This window comes from Streptococcus oralis (assembly GCF_021497945.1).
GTDB lineage: Bacteria > Bacillota > Bacilli > Lactobacillales > Streptococcaceae > Streptococcus > Streptococcus oralis_BR.
In genome coordinates, this window is the sequence record NZ_CP046524.1 from 465,266 (window position 1) to 491,135 (window position 25,870).

At 42.8% G+C, this 25,870-nt stretch carries 30 protein-coding genes and 1 pseudogene; 21 read left to right on the forward strand and 10 right to left on the reverse strand.

From position 1 onward, the window contains the following. Positions 1 to 21 precede the first annotated feature (21 nt). The 3 genes from GOM47_RS02465 (at position 22) to GOM47_RS02475 (ending at position 2,242) form a co-directional block, all read left to right on the forward strand. Positions 22 to 804: a deoxyribonuclease gene (locus tag GOM47_RS02465; protein WP_321159575.1), complete on the forward strand. Its 783-nt coding sequence runs from the start codon at positions 22 to 24 to the stop codon at positions 802 to 804. Positions 805 to 865: 61 nt separating this feature from the next. Beyond that, entirely contained in the window at positions 866 to 1,657 is a 792-nt protein-coding gene (locus tag GOM47_RS02470; RefSeq protein ID WP_235080957.1) for a DUF2785 domain-containing protein, read from the forward strand. Between the two features lie 111 nt (positions 1,658 to 1,768). Continuing rightward, entirely contained in the window at positions 1,769 to 2,242 is a 474-nt protein-coding gene (locus tag GOM47_RS02475; protein ID WP_235080958.1) for an aquaporin, read from the forward strand. Between the two features lie 217 nt (positions 2,243 to 2,459). Here GOM47_RS02475 and queF read toward each other — a convergent pair whose 3' ends face one another. The 7 genes from queF to GOM47_RS02510 form a co-directional block, all read right to left on the reverse strand. Further along, positions 2,460 to 2,951 carry a preQ(1) synthase gene (gene queF, locus GOM47_RS02480; RefSeq protein WP_000082582.1) on the reverse strand — a complete coding sequence of 164 codons (492 nt, stop codon included), beginning with the start codon at positions 2,949 to 2,951 and terminating at the stop codon, positions 2,460 to 2,462. Between the two features lie 18 nt (positions 2,952 to 2,969). Then, positions 2,970 to 3,686, reverse strand: coding sequence for a 7-carboxy-7-deazaguanine synthase QueE (gene queE / locus GOM47_RS02485; protein ID WP_193432009.1), 717 nt, complete (start codon positions 3,684 to 3,686; stop codon positions 2,970 to 2,972). Further along, a complete protein-coding gene (queD, locus tag GOM47_RS02490) occupies positions 3,679 to 4,122 on the reverse strand; it encodes a 6-carboxytetrahydropterin synthase QueD (protein WP_070683812.1) in 444 nt (147 codons plus the stop codon). The genes queE and queD overlap by 8 nt, the downstream gene beginning before the upstream one ends. Further along, positions 4,122 to 4,775, reverse strand: a complete 654-nt coding sequence (queC, locus tag GOM47_RS02495; protein ID WP_235080959.1) for a 7-cyano-7-deazaguanine synthase QueC — start codon at positions 4,773 to 4,775, stop codon at positions 4,122 to 4,124. The genes queD and queC overlap by 1 nt, the downstream gene beginning before the upstream one ends. 202 nt (positions 4,776 to 4,977) lie before the next feature. Then, positions 4,978 to 5,292, reverse strand: coding sequence for a thioredoxin (gene trxA, locus GOM47_RS02500; protein ID WP_001029581.1), 315 nt, complete (start codon positions 5,290 to 5,292; stop codon positions 4,978 to 4,980). A 15-nt stretch (positions 5,293 to 5,307) separates the two neighbouring features. After that, positions 5,308 to 5,529 (reverse strand): DUF4649 family protein, encoded by a 222-nt coding sequence (locus tag GOM47_RS02505; protein WP_000570263.1) that lies wholly within the window; start codon positions 5,527 to 5,529, stop codon positions 5,308 to 5,310. A gap of 97 nt (positions 5,530 to 5,626) precedes the next feature. Further along, positions 5,627 to 6,007, reverse strand: a complete 381-nt coding sequence (locus GOM47_RS02510; protein ID WP_000221641.1) for a MarR family winged helix-turn-helix transcriptional regulator — start codon at positions 6,005 to 6,007, stop codon at positions 5,627 to 5,629. Positions 6,008 to 6,203: 196 nt separating this feature from the next. On the opposite strand from GOM47_RS02510, the gene GOM47_RS02515 reads away from it, so the two are divergent. Then, on the forward strand, positions 6,204 to 6,578 hold the full coding sequence (locus GOM47_RS02515) for a CidA/LrgA family protein (RefSeq protein ID WP_235080960.1): 375 nt from the start codon (positions 6,204 to 6,206) through the stop codon (positions 6,576 to 6,578). Then, positions 6,575 to 7,270, forward strand: coding sequence for an LrgB family protein (locus GOM47_RS02520; RefSeq protein WP_235080961.1), 696 nt, complete (start codon positions 6,575 to 6,577; stop codon positions 7,268 to 7,270). Before GOM47_RS02515 ends, GOM47_RS02520 begins: the two co-directional genes overlap by 4 nt. Before the next feature lie 33 nt (positions 7,271 to 7,303). Here GOM47_RS02520 and GOM47_RS02525 read toward each other — a convergent pair whose 3' ends face one another. The 3 genes from GOM47_RS02525 to GOM47_RS02535 are packed head-to-tail and all read right to left on the reverse strand — an operon-like array spanning position 7,304 to position 9,119. Continuing rightward, positions 7,304 to 8,038: a hypothetical protein gene (locus tag GOM47_RS02525; protein WP_235080962.1), complete on the reverse strand. Its 735-nt coding sequence runs from the start codon at positions 8,036 to 8,038 to the stop codon at positions 7,304 to 7,306. Positions 8,039 to 8,053: 15 nt separating this feature from the next. Beyond that, a complete protein-coding gene (locus GOM47_RS02530) occupies positions 8,054 to 8,749 on the reverse strand; it encodes an ABC transporter ATP-binding protein (RefSeq protein WP_084946298.1) in 696 nt (231 codons plus the stop codon). A 4-nt stretch (positions 8,750 to 8,753) separates the two neighbouring features. After that, positions 8,754 to 9,119, reverse strand: coding sequence for a GntR family transcriptional regulator (locus GOM47_RS02535; RefSeq protein ID WP_000119121.1), 366 nt, complete (start codon positions 9,117 to 9,119; stop codon positions 8,754 to 8,756). Positions 9,120 to 9,259: 140 nt separating this feature from the next. Here GOM47_RS02535 and nrdR point away from each other — a divergent pair, with 140 nt between their 5' ends. The 16 genes and pseudogenes from nrdR (at position 9,260) to recG (ending at position 25,651) form a co-directional block, all read left to right on the forward strand. Next, entirely contained in the window at positions 9,260 to 9,733 is a 474-nt protein-coding gene (gene nrdR / locus GOM47_RS02540; RefSeq protein ID WP_001203678.1) for a transcriptional regulator NrdR, read from the forward strand. Next, positions 9,734 to 10,897 (forward strand): DnaD domain protein, encoded by a 1,164-nt coding sequence (locus tag GOM47_RS02545; protein WP_235080963.1) that lies wholly within the window; start codon positions 9,734 to 9,736, stop codon positions 10,895 to 10,897. Next, positions 10,898 to 11,794 carry a primosomal protein DnaI gene (dnaI, locus tag GOM47_RS02550; RefSeq protein WP_000446485.1) on the forward strand — a complete coding sequence of 299 codons (897 nt, stop codon included), beginning with the start codon at positions 10,898 to 10,900 and terminating at the stop codon, positions 11,792 to 11,794. Further along, positions 11,791 to 12,504 carry an NADPH-dependent oxidoreductase gene (locus GOM47_RS02555; protein WP_235080964.1) on the forward strand — a complete coding sequence of 238 codons (714 nt, stop codon included), beginning with the start codon at positions 11,791 to 11,793 and terminating at the stop codon, positions 12,502 to 12,504. Before dnaI ends, GOM47_RS02555 begins: the two co-directional genes overlap by 4 nt. 13 nt (positions 12,505 to 12,517) lie before the next feature. Further along, on the forward strand, positions 12,518 to 13,828 hold the full coding sequence (der, locus tag GOM47_RS02560) for a ribosome biogenesis GTPase Der (RefSeq protein WP_001207684.1): 1,311 nt from the start codon (positions 12,518 to 12,520) through the stop codon (positions 13,826 to 13,828). Positions 13,829 to 14,055: 227 nt separating this feature from the next. Next, entirely contained in the window at positions 14,056 to 14,907 is an 852-nt protein-coding gene (locus tag GOM47_RS02565) for a TPM domain-containing protein (protein ID WP_235080965.1), read from the forward strand. Between the two features lie 160 nt (positions 14,908 to 15,067). Next, positions 15,068 to 15,664 carry a LemA family protein gene (locus tag GOM47_RS02570; protein ID WP_235080966.1) on the forward strand — a complete coding sequence of 199 codons (597 nt, stop codon included), beginning with the start codon at positions 15,068 to 15,070 and terminating at the stop codon, positions 15,662 to 15,664. Between the two features lie 123 nt (positions 15,665 to 15,787). Continuing rightward, complete coding sequence (locus tag GOM47_RS02575; protein ID WP_235081268.1) at positions 15,788 to 16,126, forward strand: hypothetical protein; 339 nt, start codon at positions 15,788 to 15,790, stop codon at positions 16,124 to 16,126. 19 nt (positions 16,127 to 16,145) lie between these two features. Further along, on the forward strand, positions 16,146 to 16,436 hold the full coding sequence (locus GOM47_RS09670) for a hypothetical protein (protein WP_321159576.1): 291 nt from the start codon (positions 16,146 to 16,148) through the stop codon (positions 16,434 to 16,436). Between the two features lie 143 nt (positions 16,437 to 16,579). Next, positions 16,580 to 17,330 (forward strand): annotated as a pseudogene (locus GOM47_RS02580) (DNA alkylation repair protein). Between the two features lie 130 nt (positions 17,331 to 17,460). After that, positions 17,461 to 19,974: a preprotein translocase subunit SecA gene (gene secA, locus GOM47_RS02585; protein ID WP_235080967.1), complete on the forward strand. Its 2,514-nt coding sequence runs from the start codon at positions 17,461 to 17,463 to the stop codon at positions 19,972 to 19,974. 79 nt (positions 19,975 to 20,053) lie between these two features. Continuing rightward, positions 20,054 to 21,085: a 3-deoxy-7-phosphoheptulonate synthase gene (locus GOM47_RS02590; protein WP_235080968.1), complete on the forward strand. Its 1,032-nt coding sequence runs from the start codon at positions 20,054 to 20,056 to the stop codon at positions 21,083 to 21,085. 1 nt (position 21,086) lies between these two features. Beyond that, positions 21,087 to 22,118: a 3-deoxy-7-phosphoheptulonate synthase gene (locus tag GOM47_RS02595; protein WP_235080969.1), complete on the forward strand. Its 1,032-nt coding sequence runs from the start codon at positions 21,087 to 21,089 to the stop codon at positions 22,116 to 22,118. Positions 22,119 to 22,162: 44 nt separating this feature from the next. Then, a complete protein-coding gene (acpS, locus tag GOM47_RS02600) occupies positions 22,163 to 22,525 on the forward strand; it encodes a holo-ACP synthase (RefSeq protein WP_235081269.1) in 363 nt (120 codons plus the stop codon). Continuing rightward, the gene (alr, locus tag GOM47_RS02605; protein ID WP_235080970.1) at positions 22,515 to 23,618 is read left to right on the forward strand and encodes an alanine racemase; all 1,104 of its coding nucleotides are present in this window, start codon (positions 22,515 to 22,517) and stop codon (positions 23,616 to 23,618) included. Before acpS ends, alr begins: the two co-directional genes overlap by 11 nt. 17 nt (positions 23,619 to 23,635) lie before the next feature. Continuing rightward, a complete protein-coding gene (gene recG, locus GOM47_RS02610) occupies positions 23,636 to 25,651 on the forward strand; it encodes an ATP-dependent DNA helicase RecG (RefSeq protein ID WP_235080971.1) in 2,016 nt (671 codons plus the stop codon). Positions 25,652 to 25,870 lie beyond the last annotated feature (219 nt).

Here is a 25,870-nt window from a genome sequence, read left to right on the forward strand (position 1 = left end):
ACAGAGTTTTAGGAGAATAATATGAATAGAATCAAAAAATGGCTGGAACAAAATCCCCAAAGAATGCTCTTTATCAAAATAGGCCTAGTCTTGTTGGGAATCATTTTGTTGATCGCTTTGCCTACTCTCTATCTTGTTTTGAGTGGAATTGGTATTTGGTATTTTGTAAAGAAAGCACCAGATATCCGAAAAAGAAATCTAATGATAGGGCTTTTCATTGTCAGTCTTGTTGCAGTTTCTCTCCAAACTCCGAAAGTCACAAAGAAAATTTCATCTTCTCAATCAGAAACTAAGCAGACTACGACATCTACTACTTCGGCAGCTTCAACCACGGATGCTTCATCTAGTATAGAGGAAGCAAAACGAGTCGAAGAAGAGAAAAAAGCTAAAGAAAAAGCAGAAGAAGAGAGAATTGCTAAAGAAAAAGCTGCAAAGGAGTTGCAAGAAAAAGGTGAAACCCTAGTCAAACAATTGGAAGAAAGTCAAGATGCGAGTCAAGTGAAGTCTGCTAAAGAAACAGTTAATCAGATTGAAAATAATGATAAAAAGGCAGAGTTGCTTGATAGGATAGGTGCGGTTGAATCATCAATTTCTCAAAAAGAGGAAGAAAAAAGAGCTGCGCGTGAAGCTGAAACCAAAACCCAACAGCAAGATAGAATTGTCTATGTTGCAAACTATGGGAAATCAAAAGTTTATTGGTATAGTAAGGATAGAATGCCTCCAAAAACTAATAAAGCTAACGTTGTTGAGATGACAGAAGCAGATGCAATTGCAGCAGGAAAAACTCCATCAAAAACAGAATAAGAAAGAAAGTCATCTGCGGATGGCTTTTTGATAAGTTACTAGAAATGTAGAGGTACTTTAGATGCGTAAAGAATTACAAAGAAAAGTGATAGAAGAAAAACCAAGCTATAGCCGAGAAGAAATTCAGTGGTTGCTTGAGCACTTGGGAGACCCCTCTCCAGAAATTCGAGACGAACTTGTTTTTACGAGTTTAGCTAGAGGTATTCAAGAAGAGTTGTTTACCCTTGAGCAGTTTCAGTTTATCTCAGAAGAGGTCTCCTCTGATGAAGGTCTATACAAAGAGATTGATAGTAGAGGAGTTTCAGCTCTTAAACGTTCTTTTAGGGCACTTATTTATGCCAATCTACTGTCCTGCGATGGTGCTAAGGAATCACTTTATTACCAGCAGTTGCCTTCTCCTATCAGGGCTGCCATGCTAAATCAAGGCTTACACTATCTTACAAAGGAAAAAGAGACGACGGGCTACTCTCATCAGTATGGTTGGGTTCACGCTTTTGCGCATGGGGCTGATCTTTTGACGGAAGTTATATGCCATCCTAGCTTTCCAAAGTCAGATATAGCCGAAGCATTTGAAATCATTGGGGAAATCTTTAAACGTGTTGAAATTCGTTTTACAAATGATGAAGATTGGCGGTTAGCCAGAGCATTTTATGAACCAATCTTACGAGGGAAAATCGAACCGTCTCTCCTCACTGCTTGGTTGCAAACAGTCGAATTTCCCCTGAAAGAAGCAAATGATTTCCATAGATTTTCCAATTTCAGATCCTGTCTGTTGGAAGCCTATGTCCAACTTGATCAGAAAAACTTTTTACAAGATGAGTTAAAAGAAGCTATTCAATCTTTTCAATACTAGAGATTAGCTGGTCATTTTATGATTTTCAAAAAACTTTCCAGTCAATTTTCTTGAAACCCTTTCCTTCTTTTGATAGACTGGTACATAGTTTTGAAAAAAAGGAGACTTATCATGAAAAAATTTGTTGCTGAATTAGTCGGTACATTTATGCTTGTGTTCATCGGAACAGGAGCTGTTGTTTTTGGAAATGGTGTTGAAGGTCTTGGACACCTTTTGTCTAACTCAGGTATGTCAACTGCAAGTCTTGGTGAAAATGCCTTGGCAAACGGTGTCACTGTCTTTGGCGGTTTCTTGTTTGAAGTCATCGCAACTTTCTTGTTTGTCCTAGTTATCATGACGGTAACATCAGCAAGCAAGGGCAATGGCGCAATCGCTGGTTTGGTAATCGGCTTGTCCTTGATGGCCATGATCCTTGTGGGATTGAACATTACTGGACTTTCAGTAAACCCAGCTCGTAGCTTGGCTCCTGCTGTCTTGGTAGGTGGCGCAGCCCTTCAACAAGTATGGATTTTTATCCTTGCCCCAATCGTTGGTGGCCTTCTTGCAGCCCTTGTTGCGAAAAACTTCCTTGGAACAGAAGAATAATTGAAACTCAAAAAGCCTTGCTCCTCATCTTGAGGAACAGGGCTTTTTCGTATTATACTCTTCGAAAATCTCTTCAAACCACGTCAGCGTCCATCTGCAACCTCAAAACAGTGTTTTGATCTGACTTCGTCAGTCTTATCTATAACCTCAAAGCAGTGCTTTGAGCAACCTGCGGCTAGCTTCCTAGTTTGCTCTTTGATTTTCATTGAGTATGAGTTTAGCGGTTGTCAATTTTCTCTGGATAAAGATCGTGTTGGAAGAGGCGTTGTTCTGCCAGACCTTCATACTTGGTTCCAGGTCTACCGTAGTTGTAGTAAGGGTCGATTGAAATGCCCCCGCGCGGAGTGAATTTTCCCCAGACTTCTAAATAGCGAGGGTCAAGCAAGTTGACCAAGTCTTTCCCTATGGTATTGATACAGTTTTCGTGAAAATCCCCATGATTTCGGTAGCTAAAGAGGTAGAGTTTGAGGGATTTTGACTCGACACAGAGCTTGTCAGGAATGTAGGAAATATAAATGGTCGCAAAGTCTGGTTGAGCAGTGATTGGGCAAAGCGAGGTAAATTCAGGACAGTTGAATTTAATAAAATAGTCATTTTCCACATGACGATTGTCAAAGGATTCGAGGACTTCTGGTTGATAGTCAAAAATGTAGTTGGTTTCTTTATTGCCGAGGAGGCTTAGGTTTTTCATTTCTTCTTGTTGTGACATGATTTTTTCTTTCTAATTTTAAACACCACGTTGGTTGTCGTAGAGGAGGGTATGGAGTTGAGGAAGGACGCGGACATTGCCCCAGCTATCGTCAGTAGCGACACGTTCCCAGAGTTCTTTGAGGCGGTCCAGTTGGTCTTGGACAATATTTCCTGTAGCCTTGGGCTCAGGATTTCCTGCTGATAAGAAAAGAACATCTGGTTGGTAACGTTCTTGAATCCCTTTGGCAAAGGCCAAATCGGCATCGTCAAAGACAGGGATTTTAAAGGTGACCTTGTCTGGATCCAGTTGGGAAACGATAAAGTCCAAAGTCTCGAAGTTGACTTCCATCTTGGATGAGGGAGGTTTGGGGCTCAGAGTGACTTGGTCGATGTCTTTTAACCAATTTTGCCAGCGGGAGCCTTGGGTCTCAACTGCCAGAGTGACACCGCGTTCTTTGAGCTTAGTGACGAGTTCAGCCATGTTGGTTGCTAGGATAGCGGGATTTCCGCCAGATAGGGTTACATAGTCGTAGCTTCCTAGCTTATCTAAGGCAGCAATGACTTCGTCAGCCGTCATGCGAGTTGGTTTTTCAGAACCATCCCAAGTAAAGGCAGAGTCGCACCAGTCGCAGTGGTAGTCGCAACCAGCAGTGCGGACAAACATGGTTTTCTGCCCGATAGCACGGCCTTCGCCTTGAAAGGTTGGGCCAAAAATTTCCAGAACTGGTAGTTTGAGGACACGTTCCCTAGTCATCTAACCACTCCCGTCTAAACTCTGCAAAGGCAGTCGGAGTTTCATAGAGGCGAACGTACTCCATACGTAGACCACGCTCATCTGGTAACTCTTGGCTCATGGTTTGGAAAATCCAGTAAACCATGTTTTCAGCAGTCGTGTTCATATAAGGCAGGGTTTCATTGAGATAGCGATGATCCAAATGGGGTTCTAAATAGTCCTTGTAGATAGCTTTGATATCTCCAAAGTCGTAGGTCATGCCCCGTTCATCTAAAAATCCACTGACAGCAATCTGCAGATGATAAGTGTGGCCGTGCAGGGATTTGCATTTTCCTTCATAGTGAAAGAGGTGGTGGGCAGCGTCGAAGGTAAATTCTTTTGATACCAAGGTTCTGTGAGAATTGTAGACAAGAGACTCCCCAGTTTCCTGTTTGATTTCTTTGGGTGCAAAAAACATTAGCCCTCTCCTTTCTGTGAGAGATAAACATCTAAACCATGCTGACGTAGGTGGCAGGCTGGGCAATCCCCACAGCCACTTCCGATAATCCCATTGTAGCAGGTCAAGGTCCTTTCACGAACGTAGTCAAATGCGTCGAGTTGGTCGGCTAATTCCCAAGTTTCAGACTTGTCTAGCCACATGAGAGGTGTTTGGATAACAAAGTCGTAATCCATGGCAAGGTTGAGAGTAACATTGAGAGATTTGACAAAGACATCTCGGCAGTCAGGGTAGCCTGAGAAGTCTGTCTCGCAGACACCTGTCACGATATCTTTAATGCCTCGTTGCTTGGCAAGAACTGCCGCAAAGGACAGAAAGAGGAGGTTGCGACCGTCAACGAAGGTATTGGGAACCTCTCCCTCTTTTTGCTCGATCTCCAGATCAGAGGTCAGGGCATTTTCAGTGATTTGTCCCAGCAGAGACATATCTAAGATGTGATGACGAATGCCTTGTTCCTTAGCGATTTCTCTAGCAACTTGAATTTCGAGATGATGGCGTTGGCCGTAGGCAAAGGTGACGGCTTCGACTGTTTCATAGTGTTCTTTAGCCCAAAAGAGGCAGGTTGTGGAATCTTGACCGCCACTAAAGACGACCAAGGCTGATTGACGTTTCATAGTACTCCTTCCAAAATGGGAAATGTTCAGAGCACGCAAAAAGCTCCCTTGAGGGGAGCTAAAAAATACCAAGTAGAGGTTTTTTTTAGCGATGGCATGTCCCAAACATCGTAATATTCTACCTACAGTCTAGCATATTTTTTGAAAAATGGCAAAGAGCAAGAAAAAAGAGACCAAATGAAGCACTTGGTCTCTCGTGTGATTAGCTCAATTCAGCAACGATGGCCTTGATTTGTTCTGCAGTATGAACACCTGCAACTTGTTTCACCACTTGGCCGTCTTTTTTGAAGAGAAGGGTTGGGATAGACATGATTCCAAAAGCACGAGCTGTGTTTGGATTTTCATCAACATCCATTTTAACGATTTTCAAGACATCTTCTGAAAGTTCTTCAGACAATTTATCCAAGATTGGACCTTGCATACGACATGGACCACACCAAGTTGCCCAGAAGTCTACCAAGACCAAACCGTCTTTTGTTTCTTGTTCAAATGTTGCATCTGTAATTGCTTTTGCCATTGTATTTCTCCTTTTTTAGTTATATTGGCTTAAATCTTGTTTCATGAGATAGAAGAAAACATCTCCATAAGTCCCATGGTAGTCCAAATCATGACCATTGTAGGTTAATTTTTGGACAGTATAGTAATCAGCAACGCCGATGAGGCAGGCGTGTTGAGAACGTTCAAAGTCTTGGTAAGACTCGAAAGTCATGGTTCTCTCTTGCTTACTGGCGTCTAGATAAGTAATTTCGATCATATAAAACTCCTTTGTTCGATCTTGACTTTATTGTACTCCTTGAAAAGAGGAATGTCAAGAAAAATGATTGCGCACGCAACTTTTTTAAAAAATCTGATTAAGAAATGAAATCAAGACTCGTTTCCAGTCTTTCTTCGACGGCTTTTTGCAGGTAAGCTAGGGTGGTTTGTCCCTCGTCAGTCAGGCAGATAAAACTAGCCCGTCTATCCTGATCGCAACATCTGCGACTAAGCAAACCGCAGTTTTTCTCTTCTAATCGTGCCACCATTCGAGAAACAGCGCTCGGACTGAGATGGAGTTTATCGGGTAAATCAATCTGTCGTAAGGATTTTTCATCGGCTAGATCCAAATAGTAGAGCAGGTAAAACTCTTTCAAGTTCAGCCTTTGTTCACTCTGCTGGGCAATAGTTTCTTCCAACAAGGCTTCCATTTCTTTTTGATGGCGGTTGTAGTCAAACCATTTTTCTAAGTAGGTCATTGCTTTCTCCTTTCTTTTCAAAGTAAAAATCACAAAGTCATTAGTGACTGTTTCTGCAATACAAGATGATTGCGCATGCAATGATTATACTACTTTTAACTAATCCGTGCAAGAGAGAAGAATTGCAATATTTCCTTGAAATTTTCTGAAAAAAGAGTAAACTGGTATGCAAGAAGTCTTTTTCGTGGAGTTTAGAATGAAATTATATGTTCAATTAATGATTCTCTTTGTGATTTCATTGATCGGTGAGGGAATTTCTAGTTTCTTTCATCTGCCTATCCCAGGCAGTATTATCGGTTTGATTATTCTCTTTCTAGCCTTACAGTTCAAGTGGCTGAGAACCAGACATGTCAACATGGTGGGGAATTTCTTGCTGGCCAATATGACTATTCTCTTTTTGCCGCCAGCAGTGGGTATCATGGAAAAGTTTGATGTGATTGCCCCCTATCTCTTGTCTATCGTCTTGATTGTCTTTTTTGCGGCTGTTATCAACATTGTCCTCATCGCCCTAGTGGTTCAGTTTATCAAGAGACGTTTTGAGGGAGATTATGAGAAAGGAGATGCCAAATGAGCGAATTTGTATCCAATCCTCTGTTTGGGATTGCCCTGTCTATCCTAGCTTATCTAGCGGGGATGTTGATTTACAGACGTTTTCCACATCCATTGACAACACCCTTGCTGTTGTCGGCTATTTTTATCATTATTTTCCTTAAGGCGACGGGGATTTCTTATCAAGATTATTACCAAGGTGGGGTTTATCTGAATAATTTGATTGTCCCATCGACAGTGGCTCTAGGGATTCCGCTTTATAAGAGTTTTCACTTGATGAAGCACCATGCTCGGAGTATTCTCTTTGGTAGTCTACTAGCAGTAGTTGTCAATACTAGCTTCACCGCCATAGTGGCGAAAATATTTGGCATGGACTTTTTCCTAGCCATTTCTCTCTTTCCCAAGTCAGTGACAACCGCTATGGCAGTGGGGATTACAGAGAAATTGCAAGGTTTAACGACTGTGACCTTGGTCGTCGTAGTGGCAACTGGGATTTTGACTAGTGTTATTGGACCAACCCTTTTGAAGTGGTTGAAGATTGATGATCCAGTGGCTGTCGGACTCTCCCTTGGAGGAACAGGTCATGCAGTCGGAACAGGAACAGCCTTTCGATACGGCTCGGTAGCAGGAGCCATGGGTGGCTTAGCTATCGGTGTCACCGGTATTCTCTATGTCTTTGTAAGCCCCATCGTAGCCAGCTTGATATTGAGTTAAAGCAAAACCCAGCTCTTGTAAGCTGGGCGTTTTTTATTGCAAGTTAACCTTATTTTTCAAGATATAGTAGGTTCCGAGGTAGTAGATAATTGCTAGAATGAAATCTTTGAGGATATCAGCGCTAATTAGGAGGTTAAAATCATAATCTATTCGGAAGAAGATAGAAATATAGCCAATCACGATGTTAAGCACGATATAAGCTAAAATTCCCATAGCGGTACGGTATTCGTTAAATAGTTGACCAATTGAGATACAAAGGTAAATAGATAAAATCCAAGTAATTGAACCCACCAGAAGAGAGAGGGCATAGAGCCAACCGTAACCGAGATAAGGAGAGATAAATCGATAGAGGAGTGGCAAATCTTTCACTACAGGGGTGAGTGAGAAGATAATAATGATACTCAAGATAAATACAATATAGCTTATGATTGACCAAATGAGAGCACCTAGTAATTTGGCGGTGATGATCTGGTGTTCAGAGACGGGCAGAGTCAATGTCAGATAGCCCTGACGATCGTAGACACTTCCCTTGAAGCGTCGGATGATTAGAAAGATCGTCGCGATCCAGAGAGTAACGCTGAGCCCACCAAAAACTAAGATCAGAAAGCCTAAAAGATAGTAGGGATCATTACCATAGCTAGTGTAGGTCTGACTAATACCAGAAATGGATGCACCAATCAAAACCGAAATTGCAAGCACAGCACCGTAGAGAGCTAGATACCATTTGTTAACATTTTTAAATTCATAACGAACTAAATTCCAAAACATAATAATCTCCTTTAACTAAGCCTTGAACTCTTGGCGGAAGAGCTGGTCAATCGACTCACCTGACTCGTAACGAATATCATCTACATTTCCTTGACGAACAACTTTTCCGTTATTTAGGAAGATGATTTCGTCCAAGATCGGCTCAATATCTGAAATCAAGTGGGTAGAAATCAAAACAGTTGAAGTTGGTGAGTAGTTGTTGATGATGGTGTTCAAGATATAGTCACGGGCAGCCGGATCCACACCACCAATTGGTTCGTCGAGCACGTAGAGACGAGCTTCACGGCTCATAACCAGGATGAGCTGAACCTTTTCCTTGTTTCCTTTTGACAATTTCTTGAGGCGACTGTTTTCATCAATGCCAAGATCTGCTAAAAGGTGCTGAGCCCGCTCAAGATTGAAATCTTGGTAGAAAGTTTTAAAGTAGGTCAGTGCTTCTTTGATTTTCATCTGTTCATTCAGATAAGTCGTGTCTGGTAGATAAGAGACAATGGCCTTGGTAGCAGGACTTGGGTCCATGTTGTTAATGAGGACACGACCTTGGTCTGGTTGGAGAAGTCCGTTGATCAGCTTGATCAGGGTTGTCTTTCCAGACCCGTTCGGACCGAGAAGCCCGACGATTTTTCCAGCGGGAATCTCAAGGGAAACATTGTTAAGGGCTGCTGTAGCCCCATAGGATTTGGATACATTTTCAAATGCTAGTAATGTCATAATTTTACACTCCTTTGATGTATTCGCTAAGCACACTTGGCAGTTCTTCTTTTTGATAGCCGAATTGAAGCATGCCCGTTACAAAGTTTTTCAGTTGCTCCTCAGAAAGCTGTTTGCGGGACTGAACGATGAGATCTAAGTCCTCAGTGACAAAACGACCAGTTGTTCGCTTGCTATAAACGAAGCCCTCGCGCTCAAGATCAGACAAGGCACGCTGAATTGTGTTGGGATTGACCCCAGCCTCGCTCGCTAGTTCCCTTACGGTTGGGAGCTGTTGGTTGGGTTCCAGTTCATGGGAAACAATCTGTAGTTTGATTTTTTCCATAATCTGTAAATAAATCGGTTTTGTATTATCAAATGACCAGGACATCATAGTCTCCTTTCTTTTTCTTTATTGTTCTAATTAAATAATACAATAAAACAAAAAACTTGTCAAGTAAAAATAAGAATTGTTTTGGGAATTGCTCAAAAAATGGTATAATGAAAAGAAAACGACAAGGAGGGAAATGCATGCGTTGTCCAAAATGTGGGGCTACCAAGTCTAGTGTTGTTGATAGTCGACAAGCCGAAGAAGGAAATACCATCCGTCGAAGACGTGAGTGCGACGAGTGTCAGCATCGTTTTACAACCTATGAACGAGTAGAAGAAAGAACGCTGGTTGTCGTCAAAAAAGACGGTACACGAGAGCAGTTTTCGAGAGATAAAATCTTTAATGGGATTATCCGCTCAGCCCAGAAACGCCCTGTTTCAAGTGATGAAATCAACATGGTGGTCAATCGTATCGAGCAAAAACTCCGTAGTCGCAGTGAGAATGAGATCCAAAGTGAATATATTGGTTCTTTAGTAATGGAGGAATTGGCGGAGCTTGATGAGATTACCTATGTTCGTTTTGCCAGTGTTTACCGTAGCTTTAAGGATGTGAGTGAGTTGGAGAGCCTTCTCCAGCAGATCACCCAGTCCTCTAAGAAGAAAAAGGAAAAATAGATGAAACCAAATGACCGTTTTTCTTTTATAAAGAATAATCGGGTGTCGCAAGATACCTCTTCTCTGGTGCAGTGCTACCTCCCGATTATCGGTCAGGAGGCGCTGAGTCTCTATCTATATGCTATTACCTTTTGGGATGGTGGGCAAAAGGAGCACCTCTTTGCTAATATTCTTAATCATTTGAACTTCGGGATGAATACGCTCCTCCAGTCTTTTAAAATCTTATCTGCTGTGGACTTGTTAACCCTTTATCAAAAAGGAGAAACCTATAAATTACAGCTTCATTCTCCTCTCTCCAGTCAAGAATTTTTAAGTCATTCTGTCTATAGCAGATTATTGGAGAGAAAGATTGGGGATACAGCTGTTTCTACTATGAAGCAGGTTCCAAGTGAGGGAGAAGAACTCTCTGTTTCCTTGAGCCAAGTTTTTCCAAACCTGACTGAAGAAGTGACTCCAATTGAGTCAAAAAACAGGGTGAAAAATGATTTTGACTTGGCACATTTTCAGCGCCTGATGGCTCGAGATGGCTTGCGTTTTGAAGACGAGCAGGCGGATGTTTTGGAATTGTTTGCCATTGCGGATGAAAAAAAATGGACCTGGTTTGAAACCTATCAATTAGCCAAGGCGACTACAGTGGCTCAGGTTATTTCAGTCAAACGCATGCGTGAAAAGATAGCACAAAAACCAGCATCTTCTGACTTTAGCCCCAAAGAAATGACCATTATTAGGGAAGCCAAAAACAAAACTCCCCTGCAATTTTTAGCAGAAATCAAGCAAACGCGTAAGGGGAACATCACCCAGAGTGAAAGAGAACTCCTTCACCAGATGGCGTCTTTAGGCTTGTTGGACGAAGTCATCAATATCGTCTTACTTTTAACCTTTAACAAGGTTGATTCGGCTAATGTCAATGAAAAATATGCCATGAAAGTTGCTAACGACTATGCCTATCGCAAGATTCGGACAGCAGAGGAAGCCGTGCTTCGGATTCGAGAGCGTCAGCAAAAAGGCAAGGAAGACCAAAAATCAAAAACTAGCTCGACTAAGACCAATGTTCCCAAGTGGAGCAATCCAGAATATAAAAATCAAACCAGTGAGGAGACTCGTCTGGAACTAGAACGTAAAAAACAAGAAATGTTAGCCCGATTAGAAGAAGGAGGAGACTAGATGGAAAGTGTTGGTGACGTTATCAAACGTCAGACAAGTCGTTTTCAGTATCAGGACCTGGTCCAGCAGATCATGAAGGACCCAGATGTAGCGGCTTTTATCCAGAAAGAATCCCTCAGTCCAGAGGAGTTGAATCGTAGCATCTCCAAGTTCAATCAATATATCACAGAACGGGACAAGTTTCTTCGTGGGGATGCGGACTATATAGCACGTGGTTACAAGCCTATCTTGGTCATGAATCACGGTTATGCGGACGTTTCTTATGAAGAAACACCAGAACTAATCGCGGCTGAGAAAGAGGCGGCAATCAAGAATCGTCTCAAGTTGATCAATCTACCAGCAAGTCTCAAGAAAGCGAAATTGGCTCAGATTGACCTGGATGATCTAGGCCGTTTGCCGATTTTTGAGAGACTCTATGCCTTTGTTGACCTTTACCCTAGTATCCGAAAAGGTCTCTATCTTTATGGAGATTTTGGTGTCGGTAAGAGTTTCATGATGGCGGCTCTGGCCCATGACCTATCTGAAAAACGTGGGGCTTCAACAACCATTCTCCACTATCCAAGTTTTGTCATTGATGTAAAAAATGCTATCGGTGAAGGCTCTGTAAAGACCTTGGTGGATGAGATCAAGTTAGCAGAAGTCTTGGTCTTGGATGATATTGGTGCAGAACAGTCTACCCCTTGGGTGCGTGATGAGATTCTCCAAGTTATTCTCCAGTATCGTATGCAGGAAGATTTGCCGACCTTCTTTACTTCCAACTTTAATTTTCAAGATTTGGAAAAACATTTTGCCAAAGGAAAGAATGGAAATGATGAGACTTGGGAAGCTAGACGGGTTATGGAGCGAATCCGTTATTTGGCTGAGGAGACAAGACTAGAAGGAGAAAATCGCCGATGACAGAAACCATTCAACTGATGAAAGCTCATACTTCAGTTCGTCGCTTTCAGGAGCAAGAAATTCCTCAGGCAGACTTGGAAGAGATTTTGACTGCTGGACAAATGGCGTCATCTTGGAAAAATTTTCAATCCTACTCTGTGATTCTTGTGCGTAGTCAAGAGAAGAAAGATGCCCTATATGAACTGGTTCCTCAGGAAGCCATTCGCCAGTCAGCTGCCTTTTTGCTCTTTGTCGGTGACTTGAACCGAGCTGAAAAGGGAGCAAGTCTTCATACGGACACTTTCCAACCTCAAGGGGTAGAAGGTCTCCTTATCACGTCTGTAGACGCTGCGCTTGCGGGGCAAAATACCTTGCTTGCAGCAGAGAGTCTGGGATATGGTGGTATGATTATCGGTTTGGTCCGTTACAAGTCGGAAGAAGTGGCAGAGCTTTTTAACTTGCCTGACTATACCTACCCAGTTTTTGGGATTGCCCTTGGCGTGCCAAACCAACAACATGATGTCAAACCAAGACTGCCTTTGAACCAAGTGGTATTTGAAGAAGAATACCAAGAACAGCCAGTTGAAGCGATTTTGGACTATGACCAAGTACAAGCAGACTATGCTGGTGCGCGTGCGACGACCTCTTGGAGTCAGCGTTTGGCAGAGCAGTTTGGCCAAGCCGAACCTAGTTCAACTCGGAAGAATCTAGAACAGAAAAAGTTATTTTAGAAAGTGAGAAAACATGGCCTTACCAACTATTGCCATTGTGGGACGTCCCAATGTTGGGAAATCAACCCTATTTAATCGGATCGCTGGTGAGCGGATCTCAATCGTAGAAGATGTCGAGGGTGTGACACGTGACCGTATCTATGCAACGGGTGAGTGGCTCAATCGTTCCTTTAGTATGATTGATACGGGAGGGATTGACGATGTCGATGCTCCCTTCATGGAACAAATCAAGCACCAAGCAGAAATTGCTATGGAAGAAGCAGATGTCATCGTCTTTGTCGTTTCAGGTAAAGAAGGGATTACAGATGCGGACGAGTACGTAGCTCGCAAACTCTATAAAACCCATAAGCCTGTTATCCTTGCCGTTAACAAGGTTGACAACCCTGAGATGCGAAATGATATCTTTGATTTCTATGCGCTTGGATTGGGTGAACCACTGCCAATTTCGTCTGTCCACGGTATTGGTACGGGTGATGTACTGGATGCCATCGTGGAAAATCTACCACATGAAGTTGAAGAAGAAAATCCAGATGTCATTAAATTCAGCTTGATTGGCCGTCCAAACGTTGGAAAATCAAGTTTGATCAACGCCATTTTGGGAGAAGACCGTGTGATTGCTAGTCCAGTAGCTGGAACAACGCGCGATGCCATTGATACCCATTTTACAGATGCTGATGGTCAAGAGTTTACCATGATTGATACAGCTGGTATGCGTAAGTCTGGTAAAGTCTATGAAAATACAGAAAAATACTCTGTCATGCGCGCTATGCGTGCTATTGACCGTTCCGATGTAGTCTTGATGGTCCTCAATGCCGAGGAAGGTATTCGTGAGTATGATAAGCGTATCGCTGGATTTGCCCACGAAGCCGGTAAAGGGATGATCATCGTGGTCAATAAGTGGGATACCCTTGAGAAAGACAATCACACCATGAAGAAATGGGAAGAAGATATCCGTGAGCAGTTCCAATACCTGCCTTATGCTCCGATTGTCTTTGTCTCTGCTCTGACCAAGCAACGTCTCCACAAACTGCCTGAGATGATCAAGCAAATCAGTGAGAGTCAAAACACGCGTATCCCATCGGCTGTCTTGAACGATGTCATTATGGATGCCATTGCCATCAATCCAACACCGACAGACAAAGGAAAACGACTCAAGATTTTCTACGCAACTCAAGTGGCAACCAAGCCACCAACCTTTGTCATCTTTGTTAACGAAGAAGAACTTATGCACTTCTCTTACCTGCGTTTCTTGGAAAATCAAATCCGCAAGGCCTTTGTCTTTGAAGGAACCCCGATTCATTTGATCGCAAGAAAACGTAAGTAAGCCTTGCTTATTTTTCAATAAGAATAACTGAAAAGAAGACTGGTATGTCTTCTTTTTTTCTATAAAATAGGTGAAAAAATCCTGTCAAATTGAATGAAAAATCTGTCATCAAAATTCAATCATTTTCCCGGCTTTTGTAACCTATTTGTAATGAAATTGCACTTTTTTTGTAAAAATCAAAATGCTATAATTCCTTAAATCAATTTTCCTTTATCAGGGAGGTTATTATGAAAAGAAGCAGATTATTTAAACATAGTTTGTTGGTTCGCTTGCTTGGACTGCTGATGGTCTTTCTCTTCTTGTCAGCATTCACAGCACCTGAAAAACCTGAGTACGGGATCTATGACCCAGATCACTATCTGACTGACGCGACAATTAGTCAGATTCGGGAATTGAATAATGTCAATAGTAAAAAATCAGAAAAAATCCAGATGGGTGTTTACGTTGTGAAAAGCCTAAATGGAGAAACAATCGAGACTGTTGCCAATGAAACAGCTAGAGCTTGGAAGATTGGCTACTCGGGAGACAATCACGGTGTCTTGATTGTGGTAGCAGTCCAAGATAGAAAATCACGGATTGAAACCAGTAATAATGTGGCCAGTAAAATCACAGACTATCAGACTCACAGATTCTTGACAACAGCACGCCCTTACTTTCAAAATGGTGACTATAACAAGGGTGTTCTCTCAATAGTCAATAATCTCAACTACATGTTCTATAGTGGATCGAGTACAACTGCTTCAAGTTCTAAAAGTAGTTACGACTATACTACCAACTCTAGTCGCTTAAGGGAACTTGAAAGGTATGCTGGTGAGAGCAGTTCTTCGAGACGGCATCGAAAAAGCAGTTCGAGTGACGGAGTTATCGGATTTGGAATTCTCATTTACTTCATCGTGATGATTATCGGATTTATATCTGGAGGTCGTGGTGGCGGTTCACATGGCGATGATTCTGGCGGTGGCTGGTGGGGCGGTGACTCATCAGATTCAGGATCCTCTTGGTCTGACTCGGGCTCCGATTCATCTGGAGGCTGGGACGGCGGTGGCTTCGATGGTGGCGGTTCGTCTGATGACTGGTGAGTGATCGTATATAGCTCAAACCGATTTCTCCATGCAGTAAGGTGACTCCTTTACAACAGTTCACTCCTTAATTAAAAATAAAAACAAAGTTTGGGAAATTGATTTAAAATCTGAGTCCTATCTCAGAAAAGTTGATAAAAGAAAGTGTTAAGGTTTTGATATGAAACAAAATAAAGTAATTCTCTCTATAGTGGCGATTTTCTTTGGACTACTAGTTCTGGGAAGTTGTTCCGCAGTGACGACCTATAACGGTCTGGTTGGTGAACAGACTAAAGTGGAGCAGGCTCAGGCCGATGTCTCTACAGCCCTCCAACGTCGTTCAGACTTGATTGGTAACTTGGTGGAGTCCGTTAAAGGACAAATGAATCATGAAACCGAAGTCTTTACCAAGATTGCTGATGCTAGAGCTAAAATCGGTAGTAGCTCAGTGACTTCGGAAGAAAACCAAAAGGCTCAGGGAGAATTGAGCTCAGCTATTTCCCGCTTGATTTCCTTGACGGAGAATTATCCAGAACTCAAGAGCAATCAAAATGTTGAGCAACTAATGGTGGAACTTTCAGGAAGTGAAAATCGAATCTTTGTAGCACGCAAGGATTATAATAAAGTCGCAGCCGAGTACAATCAAAAGTTGAGAAGTTTTCCAACCGTGCTTTTTGCGAATATGATGAACTTTAAAGAAGCTGAAACCTTCAAAGAAACAGAAGAAGCCAAGACAGTTCCTAAGGTCGATTTCGGAACATCTTCATCAAGTCAATAAAGTGAATCGACTATGAATAAAGGGATTTCTCTAGTATGACTAGTGATTTTAAACTCAAACCTGGAAAGCCTTTTCCAGGTTTTTTTTGGTATAATAAAATAAAAAGAAATCTTGGAGAAAGCTATGCTAGGAAGACTTTTTCAACTCTTGGTCTTGTCACCATACTTTTATTTTTTTCATTGGATTGAGAAGGCGGATAAAGATAGTAAATATTTCGTGTTTTTCTATTACTTTTATTGGATTTATCTCCCTTTTTGGGCTTTATTCAGTATCGCTTTTACAATTTTTTCTTTGTTGATTTTCAATTTTATCTTGAAAAATCCCATGGATCTAACAAGATGGGGGATATGGATTCTTTTAGTCTTCTTGTCTCTTGTAAATGACTGGAAAGTCTATGTCTGCCTGAAGAGAATGTTCAAGCTGAGACAGATCAATAACAGAGGCTCATCACAGAATAGCTAATTTTTAGAGGAGGTTTAAGATGTCAAAGGTAAGGCAGTTTATGTATAGCTATTACAAAATCTATATTCTTACGATTTGCTTTCTCTGGTTCCTCATGTTCTTTCTTCCTTGGGATTGGCAAATAGGAGGAGTTTCAATTTATTATTTCGTTATGAAAAAACTCTTCGTAGTCTTTGGTGTTTTATCCATCCTATACTCCATACTGATTAAAAAAATCAGTCTCTTTATCTTTGGAGTGCTATTTTGCATGGCCTTCTGGATCAATCTCTTTTTGTACTTTGGCTTATTACCAGCATTTTTTGGAAATTAAACACTAAAAATTGATGGGCTAGACTAGCTTCTAGCCCTTTTTATTTTCTTGTCAAAATAGTTTGAGAAGTGAAAATGATTTGGTTGACGGGCTATCTGTATGATATAATAAGTCCCGTAAACAGAAGATTAAGGGATTTAAAAATGGCGAAAAAAGTAAAGGATTATTATGACCTGGCTTATGCTAAGGATTTGAGTCGACGGTTGCAAGAAACATCCGCTGCCTTTGATGGGCAAAAATTTGTTGCTAGAAAAAGATTTGGAAGAGTTGGAGTTCAGTCAGCGTCAAGAACTTTTGGCTAAAAGTATCAAAGATTGCCTTCCCCTATCTTATGAGGATTCTCTCAAGGTTTTTGAGAAAATCTTAGGTCCTGAGTTAGAGGGTGGTTTAGGTATGTTCTCAGAAGGTTATTGGCTTTGGCCAATCGGCAAATATGTAGAGCTATACGGGGACCAAGAATTTGAATTGAGCGCGGCCTTTAGTAAGGAACTCACCAAGCGGTTTACGGGAGAATTTTCCATGAGGCCCTTACTGGCTCGCTATCCTAAGGCTACAATGGCCTTGCTGTTAGAATGGAGTCAAGATGAAAACTTGCGCGTTCGTAGACTTGCTAGCGAGTGCATGCGTATCCGTCTACCTTGGGCCAAGAGACAAACCGTGGTATTGGATTATTTTGAGGATTTCATCACGATTCTGACCAATCTAAAGGATGATAGAGACAAGTCCATTCAAAAAAGCGTAGCCAACAATCTAAATGATTTATACAAGGAAGCACCCGATAAGTTTGAAAGGATACTTCAAGCTTGGCAAAAGGAGGAGCTAAGTCCAAGTTGTGCTTGGATTATCAAGCATGCCTCACGAACAAAAAACAAAAAAATAGCAACAGAAGATTGATGCAAAAAAAGCTGAATTTTGACTGGTCTTTTCCGTTGTAAATTAAGGATTCTTTCTTGAAAAATAATAGTAAATATGCTAAAATGAAAAGAACATTCTAAAATATTCAGAATTAAAAGTAAGGAAAATCATGGCTAATATTTTAAAAACGATTATTGAAAATGATAAAGGAGAACTTCGCCGTCTAGAAAAGATGGCCGATAAGGTTCTTAATTATGAGAGCCAAATGGCTGCGATGTCAGACGATGAGCTAAAAGCAAAAACTGACGAATTTAAAGAACGATACAACAAGGGTGAATCACTTGATTCATTGCTATATGAAGCCTTTGCGGTAGTACGTGAAGCAGCAAAACGTGTCCTCGGGCTTTTCCCTTATAAGGTTCAGGTCATGGGTGGGATTGTTCTTCACCATGGTGACGTTCCAGAGATGCGTACGGGTGAAGGGAAGACCTTGACAGCGACCATGCCAGTATACCTCAATGCCCTTGCAGGTAAAGGGGTTCACGTAGTTACAGTCAATGAATACCTAACAGAACGTGACGCGACTGAGATGGGTGAGCTCTACTCATGGCTCGGTCTTTCAGTAGGGATCAACTTGGCAGCTAAATCTCCAATGGAGAAAAAAGAAGCTTATCTTTGCGATATTACCTACTCAACCAACTCAGAGATTGGTTTCGACTACCTTCGTGACAACATGGTCGTTCGTGCAGAAAATATGGTACAACGTCCGCTCAACTATGCCTTGGTCGATGAGGTGGACTCGATCTTGATCGATGAAGCCCGTACTCCTTTGATCGTTTCAGGTGCCAACGCAGTTGAAACAAGCCAACTCTACCATATGGCAGACCACTTTGTGAAGTCTTTGGACAAGGACGACTATATCATTGACGTGCAGTCTAAGACGATTGGTTTGTCAGACTCTGGTATTGACAAGGCGGAAAGCTACTTCAAACTTGAAAATCTCTACGATATCGAAAACGTGGCTCTTACTCACTTTGTTGACAATGCCCTTCGTGCCAACTATATCATGATTCTTGATATCGACTATGTGGTTAGCGAAGAGCAGGAAATCCTAATCGTCGACCAATTTACAGGTCGTACCATGGAAGGTCGCCGTTACTCTGATGGCTTGCACCAAGCGATTGAAGCCAAAGAAGGTGTGCCAATCCAAGACGAGACCAAAACTTCAGCTTCTATTACCTATCAAAACCTCTTCCGTATGTATAAGAAATTGGCAGGTATGACAGGTACTGGTAAAACAGAGGAAGAAGAATTCCGCGAAATCTACAACATTCGTGTTATCCCAATCCCAACCAACCGTCCAATTCAACGTATCGACCACTCAGACCTTCTCTATGCAAGTCTTGATGCGAAATTTAAGGCTGTAGTTGAAGATGTAAAAGCTCGTTACCAAAAAGGTCAGCCGGTCTTGGTAGGTACAGTTGCCGTTGAAACCAGTGATTTCCTTTCTAAGAAATTGGTAGCAGCAGGTGTTCCTCACGAAGTCTTGAATGCAAAGAACCACTACAGAGAAGCGCAAATCATCATGAACGCTGGTCAACGTGGTGCCGTTACCATCGCGACCAACATGGCCGGTCGTGGTACCGACATCAAGCTTGGTGAAGGAGTTCGTGAACTTGGTGGTCTTTGCGTCATTGGTACAGAGCGTCACGAAAGTCGCCGTATTGATAACCAGCTTCGTGGACGTTCAGGGCGTCAAGGAGACCCAGGTGAGTCACAATTCTACTTGTCTCTTGAAGATGATTTGATGAAACGTTTTGGTTCAGAACGCTTGAAGGGTGTCTTTGAACGCCTCAACATGTCTGACGAAGCTATCGAATCTCGCATGTTGACGCGTCAGGTTGAAGCAGCTCAAAAACGTGTAGAAGGAAACAACTACGACACTCGTAAACAAGTCCTTCAATACGATGATGTTATGCGTGAACAACGTGAAATCATCTATGCACAACGTTATGATGTCATTACTGCAGATCGTGACTTGGCACCAGAAATCCATGCTATGATCCGTCGTACCATTGGCCGAATCGTAGATGCGCATGCTCGTTCGAAAGAAGATGAAAAACTGGAAGCAATCTTGAACTTTGCTAAATATAACTTGCTTCCAGAAGATTCAATCAGCCGTTCAGATTTTGTAGGTCTGTCAGATCAGGCCATCAAAGATGAACTGTATCAACGTGCATTGAAGGTTTATGATAGCCAAGTTGCCAAACTTCGTGATGAAGATGCAGTGAAAGAATTCCAAAAAGTCTTGATTCTACGTGTTGTAGACAACAAGTGGACAGACCATATCGATGCTCTTGACCAGTTGCGAAATGCTGTTGGCCTTCGTGGATATGCCCAAAACAACCCTGTTGTAGAATATCAAGCAGAAGGTTTCCGCATGTTTAATGACATGATTGGATCGATTGAATTCGATGTAACTCGCTTGATGATGAAAGCACAAATCCACGAACAGGAACGTCCTCAAACTGAACACAATATCAGTACAACTGCGACTCGTAATATCGCAGCGCAGCAGACTCAGCTTCCAAAAGATGTGGACTTGAGCCAAATTGGACGAAATGATCAATGCCCATGTGGCTCTGGTAAGAAATTCAAGAACTGTCATGGTAAGAGACAATAATATGAGATAAGATACAGGCGGATACCTGGTGAAAGTCATTTTTTGCTTGGTGTCCGTTTGCTTTATAAGGAGATGAATCATGGTATTTACAGCTAAAAGTCCTAAAATTAACATTGAAGAAGTTCGCGCCTTGTCTAAATTAGAGGGAGCGGCTCTTGCGAGAAAAAACCAACGTGATCAGGAATTGGAAGCCATCATCCGTGGGGAAGACCAGCGTATTCTCTTGGTGATTGGACCATGTTCATCTGATAATGAAGAAGCGGTTCTCGAGTATGCCAAACGTCTATCTACTTTGCAAGAAGAGGTCAAAGATCGTATTTTTATGGTCATGCGTGTCTATACGGCTAAACCTCGTACCAATGGAGACGGCTATAAGGGCTTGATTCATCAACCAAATGCTAAAGAAGCACCTAGCTTGATCAATGGAATCAAGGCTGTTCGTCAGCTACATTACCGCGTTATTTCTGAGACTGGCATGACAACAGCGGATGAGATGCTTTATCCTGAAAATCTTCCGCTGGTGGATGATTTGATTTCTTATATGGCTGTTGGAGCCCGTTCTGTAGAGGATCAACAGCACCGTTTTGTAGCGAGCGGAGCAGATTTCTCAACAGGATTCAAAAATCCCACATCTGGAAATCTCAATGTTATGTTTAACGGGATTTATGCAGCTCAAAATAAACAGAGTTTCCTCTTCCTCGGTAAAGAGGTGGAAACAACGGGAAATCCATTGTCCCACGCAATTCTTCGCGGTGCCTTGAATGAATACGGGAAAAATATTCCTAACTACTACTATGACAATTTGATGGATACCATTGCCCAGTATGAAAAGATGGGCTTAGAAAATCCCTTTATCATCATTGATACCAATCATGACAATTCAGGCAAGCAGTACATGGATCAAATCCGTATCGTTCGTCAGACCTTGATTAACCGTGACTGGAATGAGAAAATCAAGAAATACGTTCGTGGTTTTATGATTGAGTCCTATCTAGAAGATGGACGTCAAAATGAACCTGAAGTTTTTGGTAAGTCCATTACAGATCCGTGTCTAGGATGGGATAACACAGAAGCACTTGTTCGCGAAATTTACCAAACGCTAGGAGAGTAAGATGGCATTTATCGAAAAAGGTCAAGAAATTGATATTGAAGCAATCAAGGCTGCGACCCAGTTGTCACCTGAAGCCTTGCGAAAGAAAGAAGTCCGCGATAGAGAGTTGGCAGCCATCATCTCAGGTGAGGATGACCGAATCCTTTTGGTGATGGGGCCTTGTTCTTCAGACAATGAAGAAGCAGTGCTCGAATATGCTCGTCGCTTAGCAGACTTGCAGAAAAAAGTTGCGGATAAAATCTTTATCGTAATGCGTGTCTATACGGCTAAACCTCGCACCAATGGAGATGGTTATAAGGGCTTGATTCATCAGCCAAATGCTAGTGAGGCTCCTAGTCTCATCAATGGTTTGCAGGCTGTTCGTCAGCTCCACTACCGTGTGATTACGGAGACGGGCTTGACGACGGCTGATGAGATGCTTTATCCGTCAAATCTCGTTTTGGTTGATGACCTGGTCAGCTACCATGCTGTAGGGGCTCGTTCAGTGGAAGACCAAGAACACCGCTTTGTAGCGTCTGGGATTGATGCTCCAGTTGGGATGAAAAATCCAACATCTGGGAACCTTGGGGTCATGTTTAATGCCATCTATGCGGCCCAAAACAAGCAAACCTTCCTTTACCATGGCCAAGAAGTGGAAACTTCAGGAAATCCCTTGGCCCACGTTATCCTTCGTGGTGCCATGAACGAATATGGTAAAAATGAACCCAACTTCTACTATGAAACCCTCTTAAATGCCATCAATCGCTATGAGACTATGGGACTTGAAAATCCCTTCATTATCATCGACACCAATCATGACAATTCAGGTAAGCAGTATATGGAACAAATCCGCATTGTTCGTCAAGCCTTGCTGAATCGTGACTGGAATGAAAAGATTAAAAAGACGGTTCGAGGCTTTATGATTGAATCTTACCTAGCAGATGGTCGCCAAAACCAACCAGAGGTCTTTGGTTGCTCTATTACTGACCCTTGTCTAGGTTGGGAAAATACAGTAGCCTTGGTAGAAGAAATTTATACTACTTTAACAAAATAAGTGAAAAGGATGGAGTTGGGGGAATCTCAGCTCCTTTTATGAGTATGATAGTTGGACACGGAATTGACATCGAAGAATTGGCTTCGATAGAAAATGCAGTTACACGACGTGAGGGCTTTGCCAAGCGCGTGCTGACCCCTAAAGAAATGGAGCGTTTTGCCAGTCTCAAAGGGCGCAGACAGATCGAATACTTGGCAGGTCGCTGGTCAGCTAAGGAGGCCTTTTCCAAGGCTATGGGAACTGGTATTGGTAAACTGACCTTTCAGGATTTGGAAGTTTTGAACAATGAACGCGGGGCACCTTATTTTAGTCAGTCACCATTTTTAGGAAAGATTTGGCTATCGATCAGCCACACAGATCAGTTTGTGACAGCAAGTGTCATTTTGGAGGAAAATCATGAAAGCTAGTCCACATAGACCAACCAAGGCTCTGATTCATTTGGGAGCTATTCGACAAAATATTCAGCAAATGGGGGCTCATATCCCTGAAGGAACGCTCAAGTGGGCAGTGGTCAAGGCTAATGCCTATGGTCATGGGGCTGTTGCCGTTGCGATGGCGATTCAGGACGATGTTGATGGATTTTGTGTTTCCAATATTGATGAAGCCATCGAACTTCGTCAGGCTGGACTTAGCAAGAAAATCCTCATTTTAGGAGTTTCTGAGCTAGAAGCTGTTGCTCTAGCTAAAGAATACGACATCACCTTGACAGTGGCTGGGCTGGAGTGGATTCAAGTGCTCTTGTCTAGAGAGGAAGACCTAGCAGGCTTAACAGTTCACCTCAAGATTGACTCAGGAATGGGACGGATTGGTTTTAGAGAGACCAGTGAAGCTGAGCAGGCTCAAGCCTTGCTCAAGCAACATGGTGCTCGCGTTGAGGGAATTTTTACCCACTTTGCTACTGCAGATGAGGAATCAGATACTTATTTTAATGCCCAGTTAGAACGCTTTAAAGCTATTTTGGCAAGTATGAAGGAAGTCCCAGAGCTGGTTCATGCCAGCAACTCGGCAACGACTCTCTGGCATGCAGAGACTATTTTCAATGCCGTCCGTATGGGAGACGCTATGTATGGTCTCAATCCAAGCGGAGAGGTTCTGACCTTGCCTTATGACTTGACTCCAGCCTTGACCTTGGAGTCTGCCCTGGTCCATGTCAAGACAGTTCCAGCTGGAGCTTGCATGGGCTACGGAGCAACTTATCAAGCGGACAGCGAGCAAGTCATTGCGACGGTGCCAATCGGCTATGCGGATGGTTGGACACGTGATATGCAGAATTTCTCTGTCTTGGTAGATGGTCAAGCTTGCCCAATCGTCGGACGGGTATCTATGGACCAAATCACTATTCGGCTGCCTAAGGTTTACCCGCTAGGAACAAAAGTAACCCTGATCGGCACAAACGGTGACAAGGAAATCACAGCAACTCAGGTAGCGACCTACCGTGGAACCATTAACTATGAGGTGGTTTGTCTCCTCAGCGATCGCATTCCGAGAGAATACTATTAAAAAGAAAGGAGTGGAGCATGAATCTACACCAACCCTTGCATGTCTTGCCTGGTGTGGGACCAAAGTCAGCAGAGAAATACGCCAAACTAGGAATTGAAAACTTGCAAGACCTCTTGCTCTACTTTCCTTTCCGTTACGAAGATTTCAAGACCAAGCAGGTCCTAGACCTGGAAGACGGCGAAAAGGCTGTCCTGTCTGGTCAAGTCGTGACTCCTGCCAGTGTCCAGTATTATGGTTTTAAGCGCAATCGCCTGCGTTTTAGTCTCAAGCAGGGAGAAGTTGTTTTTGCGGTGAACTTCTTTAACCAACCCTACCTAGCTGACAAGATTGAACTAGGCGCAACTCTAGCCGTTTTTGGTAAGTGGGACCGTGCTAAGGCTAGTCTGACAGGGATGAAGGTCCTAGCTCAGGTAGAAGATGACCTCCAGCCGGTCTATCGTCTGGCTCAAGGAATCAGTCAGGCCAGTTTGGTCAAGGTTATCAAGACAGCCTTTGATCAGGGCCTGGATCTCTTGATAGAGGAAAATCTGCCCCAGTCTTTACTGGATAAATACAAACTCATGTCCCGTTGCCAGGCTGTCCGCGCTATGCATTTTCCTAAGGATTTGGCAGAATACAAGCAGGCCCTTCGTCGGATCAAATTTGAGGAACTCTTTTATTTTCAAATGCAGTTGCAGTCACTCAAGTCTGAAAATAGAGTTCAGGGAAGCGGTCTGGTTCTGAATTGGTCTCAAGAAAAAGTGTCGGCTGTTAAAGAAAGTCTGCCTTTCGCCCTGACCCGAGCTCAGGAAAAGAGTCTGCAGGAAATATTGACCGACATGAAGTCCGACCATCACATGAATCGTCTCCTACAAGGAGATGTAGGGAGCGGAAAGACAGTTGTTGCAGGTCTAGCTATGTATGCTACTGTTACGGCTGGCTACCAGGCTGCCCTCATGGTACCGACAGAAATCCTAGCAGAGCAACACTTTGAGAGTTTACAGAACCTTTTTCCGGACTTAAAACTCGCTCTCTTGACAGGTTCCTTGAAAGCTGCAGAAAAAAGAGAAGTCTTGGAGACCATTGCCAAGGGTGAGGCCGACTTTATTATCGGAACACACGCTCTGATACAAGATGGAGTAGATTATGCTCGTCTTGGTTTGATTATCATCGATGAGCAGCACCGTTTTGGTGTGGGGCAAAGGCGTATTTTGCGGGAAAAAGGCGACAATCCAGACGTTCTCATGATGACGGCGACTCCCATTCCACGGACGCTGGCTATCACAGCCTTTGGCGATATGGATGTTTCCATTATCGACCAGATGCCAGCAGGGCGGAAGCCCATTGTGACTCGCTGGATTAAGCATGAGCAGCTGCCTCAGGTCTTGACTTGGTTAGAGGGGGAAATCCAAAAAGGTTCCCAAGCCTACGTTATCTCTCCCCTGATCGAAGAATCTGAAGCTCTGGACTTGAAAAATGCCATTGCCTTATCGGAGGAGTTGACAGCTCATTTTGCTGGCAAGGCAGAGGTTGCTTTGCTACATGGTAAGATGAAGAGTGATGAAAAAGACCAGATTATGCAGGAGTTCAAAGAGAAAAAAACGGATATTCTGGTTTCGACGACGGTTATCGAGGTTGGGGTTAATGTTCCCAATGCGACTGTCATGATTATCATGGATGCCGATCGCTTCGGTCTCAGTCAGCTTCACCAGCTCAGAGGTCGTGTTGGTCGGGGGGACAAGCAGTCCTATGCCGTTCTCGTTGCTAATCCCAAGACGGACTCTGGGAAGGATCGCATGCGCATCATGACAGAAACCACCAATGGATTTGTCCTTGCTGAAGAAGATTTGAAAATGCGCGGATCGGGTGAGATTTTTGGAACCAGACAGTCAGGCCTACCAGAGTTCCAAGTGGCGGATATTATCGAAGATTTTCCGATTTTAGAAGAAGCTAGAAAGGTTGCCAGCTACATTAGTTCAATAGAAGGTTGGAAAGAGGATCTAGAATGGCGCATGATTGCTCTTCATCTAGAAAAGAGAGAACATCTGGATTAAGCCTTTTCTAAGAAATCTATAAGCTAGCTTTTAGGTTTGGGTCTTATACTAGAGTCATCAAAAAGAAACGAGGACTCACACATGACTATTAAAGTAACCTACCAAAAGAAATTCCAAACCGTCAAACTAGAGAAAGGAGCTAGCACCTATTGATACACAGAGAGCGGAAACGCTCTTTTTATTTTTAAAACTACTTTCAGACGATAGGTTTGAGGAAAG

Coding starts and splice junctions, on each gene's coding strand:
- GOM47_RS02465 (WP_321159575.1), top strand. CDS start 22: ATGAATAGAATCAAAAAATGGCTGGAACAAAATCCCCAAAGAATGCTC.
- GOM47_RS02470 (WP_235080957.1), top strand. CDS start 866: ATGCGTAAAGAATTACAAAGAAAAGTGATAGAAGAAAAACCAAGCTAT.
- GOM47_RS02475 (WP_235080958.1), top strand. CDS start 1,769: ATGAAAAAATTTGTTGCTGAATTAGTCGGTACATTTATGCTTGTGTTC.
- queF (WP_000082582.1), bottom strand. CDS start 2,951: ATGTCACAACAAGAAGAAATGAAAAACCTAAGCCTCCTCGGCAATAAA.
- queE (WP_193432009.1), bottom strand. CDS start 3,686: ATGACTAGGGAACGTGTCCTCAAACTACCAGTTCTGGAAATTTTTGGC.
- queD (WP_070683812.1), bottom strand. CDS start 4,122: ATGTTTTTTGCACCCAAAGAAATCAAACAGGAAACTGGGGAGTCTCTT.
- queC (WP_235080959.1), bottom strand. CDS start 4,775: ATGAAACGTCAATCAGCCTTGGTCGTCTTTAGTGGCGGTCAAGATTCC.
- trxA (WP_001029581.1), bottom strand. CDS start 5,292: ATGGCAAAAGCAATTACAGATGCAACATTTGAACAAGAAACAAAAGAC.
- GOM47_RS02505 (WP_000570263.1), bottom strand. CDS start 5,529: ATGATCGAAATTACTTATCTAGACGCCAGTAAGCAAGAGAGAACCATG.
- GOM47_RS02510 (WP_000221641.1), bottom strand. CDS start 6,007: ATGACCTACTTAGAAAAATGGTTTGACTACAACCGCCATCAAAAAGAA.
- GOM47_RS02515 (WP_235080960.1), top strand. CDS start 6,204: ATGAAATTATATGTTCAATTAATGATTCTCTTTGTGATTTCATTGATC.
- GOM47_RS02520 (WP_235080961.1), top strand. CDS start 6,575: ATGAGCGAATTTGTATCCAATCCTCTGTTTGGGATTGCCCTGTCTATC.
- GOM47_RS02525 (WP_235080962.1), bottom strand. CDS start 8,038: ATGTTTTGGAATTTAGTTCGTTATGAATTTAAAAATGTTAACAAATGG.
- GOM47_RS02530 (WP_084946298.1), bottom strand. CDS start 8,749: ATGACATTACTAGCATTTGAAAATGTATCCAAATCCTATGGGGCTACA.
- GOM47_RS02535 (WP_000119121.1), bottom strand. CDS start 9,119: ATGTCCTGGTCATTTGATAATACAAAACCGATTTATTTACAGATTATG.
- nrdR (WP_001203678.1), top strand. CDS start 9,260: ATGCGTTGTCCAAAATGTGGGGCTACCAAGTCTAGTGTTGTTGATAGT.
- GOM47_RS02545 (WP_235080963.1), top strand. CDS start 9,734: ATGAAACCAAATGACCGTTTTTCTTTTATAAAGAATAATCGGGTGTCG.
- dnaI (WP_000446485.1), top strand. CDS start 10,898: ATGGAAAGTGTTGGTGACGTTATCAAACGTCAGACAAGTCGTTTTCAG.
- GOM47_RS02555 (WP_235080964.1), top strand. CDS start 11,791: ATGACAGAAACCATTCAACTGATGAAAGCTCATACTTCAGTTCGTCGC.
- der (WP_001207684.1), top strand. CDS start 12,518: ATGGCCTTACCAACTATTGCCATTGTGGGACGTCCCAATGTTGGGAAA.
- GOM47_RS02565 (WP_235080965.1), top strand. CDS start 14,056: ATGAAAAGAAGCAGATTATTTAAACATAGTTTGTTGGTTCGCTTGCTT.
- GOM47_RS02570 (WP_235080966.1), top strand. CDS start 15,068: ATGAAACAAAATAAAGTAATTCTCTCTATAGTGGCGATTTTCTTTGGA.
- GOM47_RS02575 (WP_235081268.1), top strand. CDS start 15,788: ATGCTAGGAAGACTTTTTCAACTCTTGGTCTTGTCACCATACTTTTAT.
- GOM47_RS09670 (WP_321159576.1), top strand. CDS start 16,146: ATGTCAAAGGTAAGGCAGTTTATGTATAGCTATTACAAAATCTATATT.
- secA (WP_235080967.1), top strand. CDS start 17,461: ATGGCTAATATTTTAAAAACGATTATTGAAAATGATAAAGGAGAACTT.
- GOM47_RS02590 (WP_235080968.1), top strand. CDS start 20,054: ATGGTATTTACAGCTAAAAGTCCTAAAATTAACATTGAAGAAGTTCGC.
- GOM47_RS02595 (WP_235080969.1), top strand. CDS start 21,087: ATGGCATTTATCGAAAAAGGTCAAGAAATTGATATTGAAGCAATCAAG.
- acpS (WP_235081269.1), top strand. CDS start 22,163: ATGATAGTTGGACACGGAATTGACATCGAAGAATTGGCTTCGATAGAA.
- alr (WP_235080970.1), top strand. CDS start 22,515: ATGAAAGCTAGTCCACATAGACCAACCAAGGCTCTGATTCATTTGGGA.
- recG (WP_235080971.1), top strand. CDS start 23,636: ATGAATCTACACCAACCCTTGCATGTCTTGCCTGGTGTGGGACCAAAG.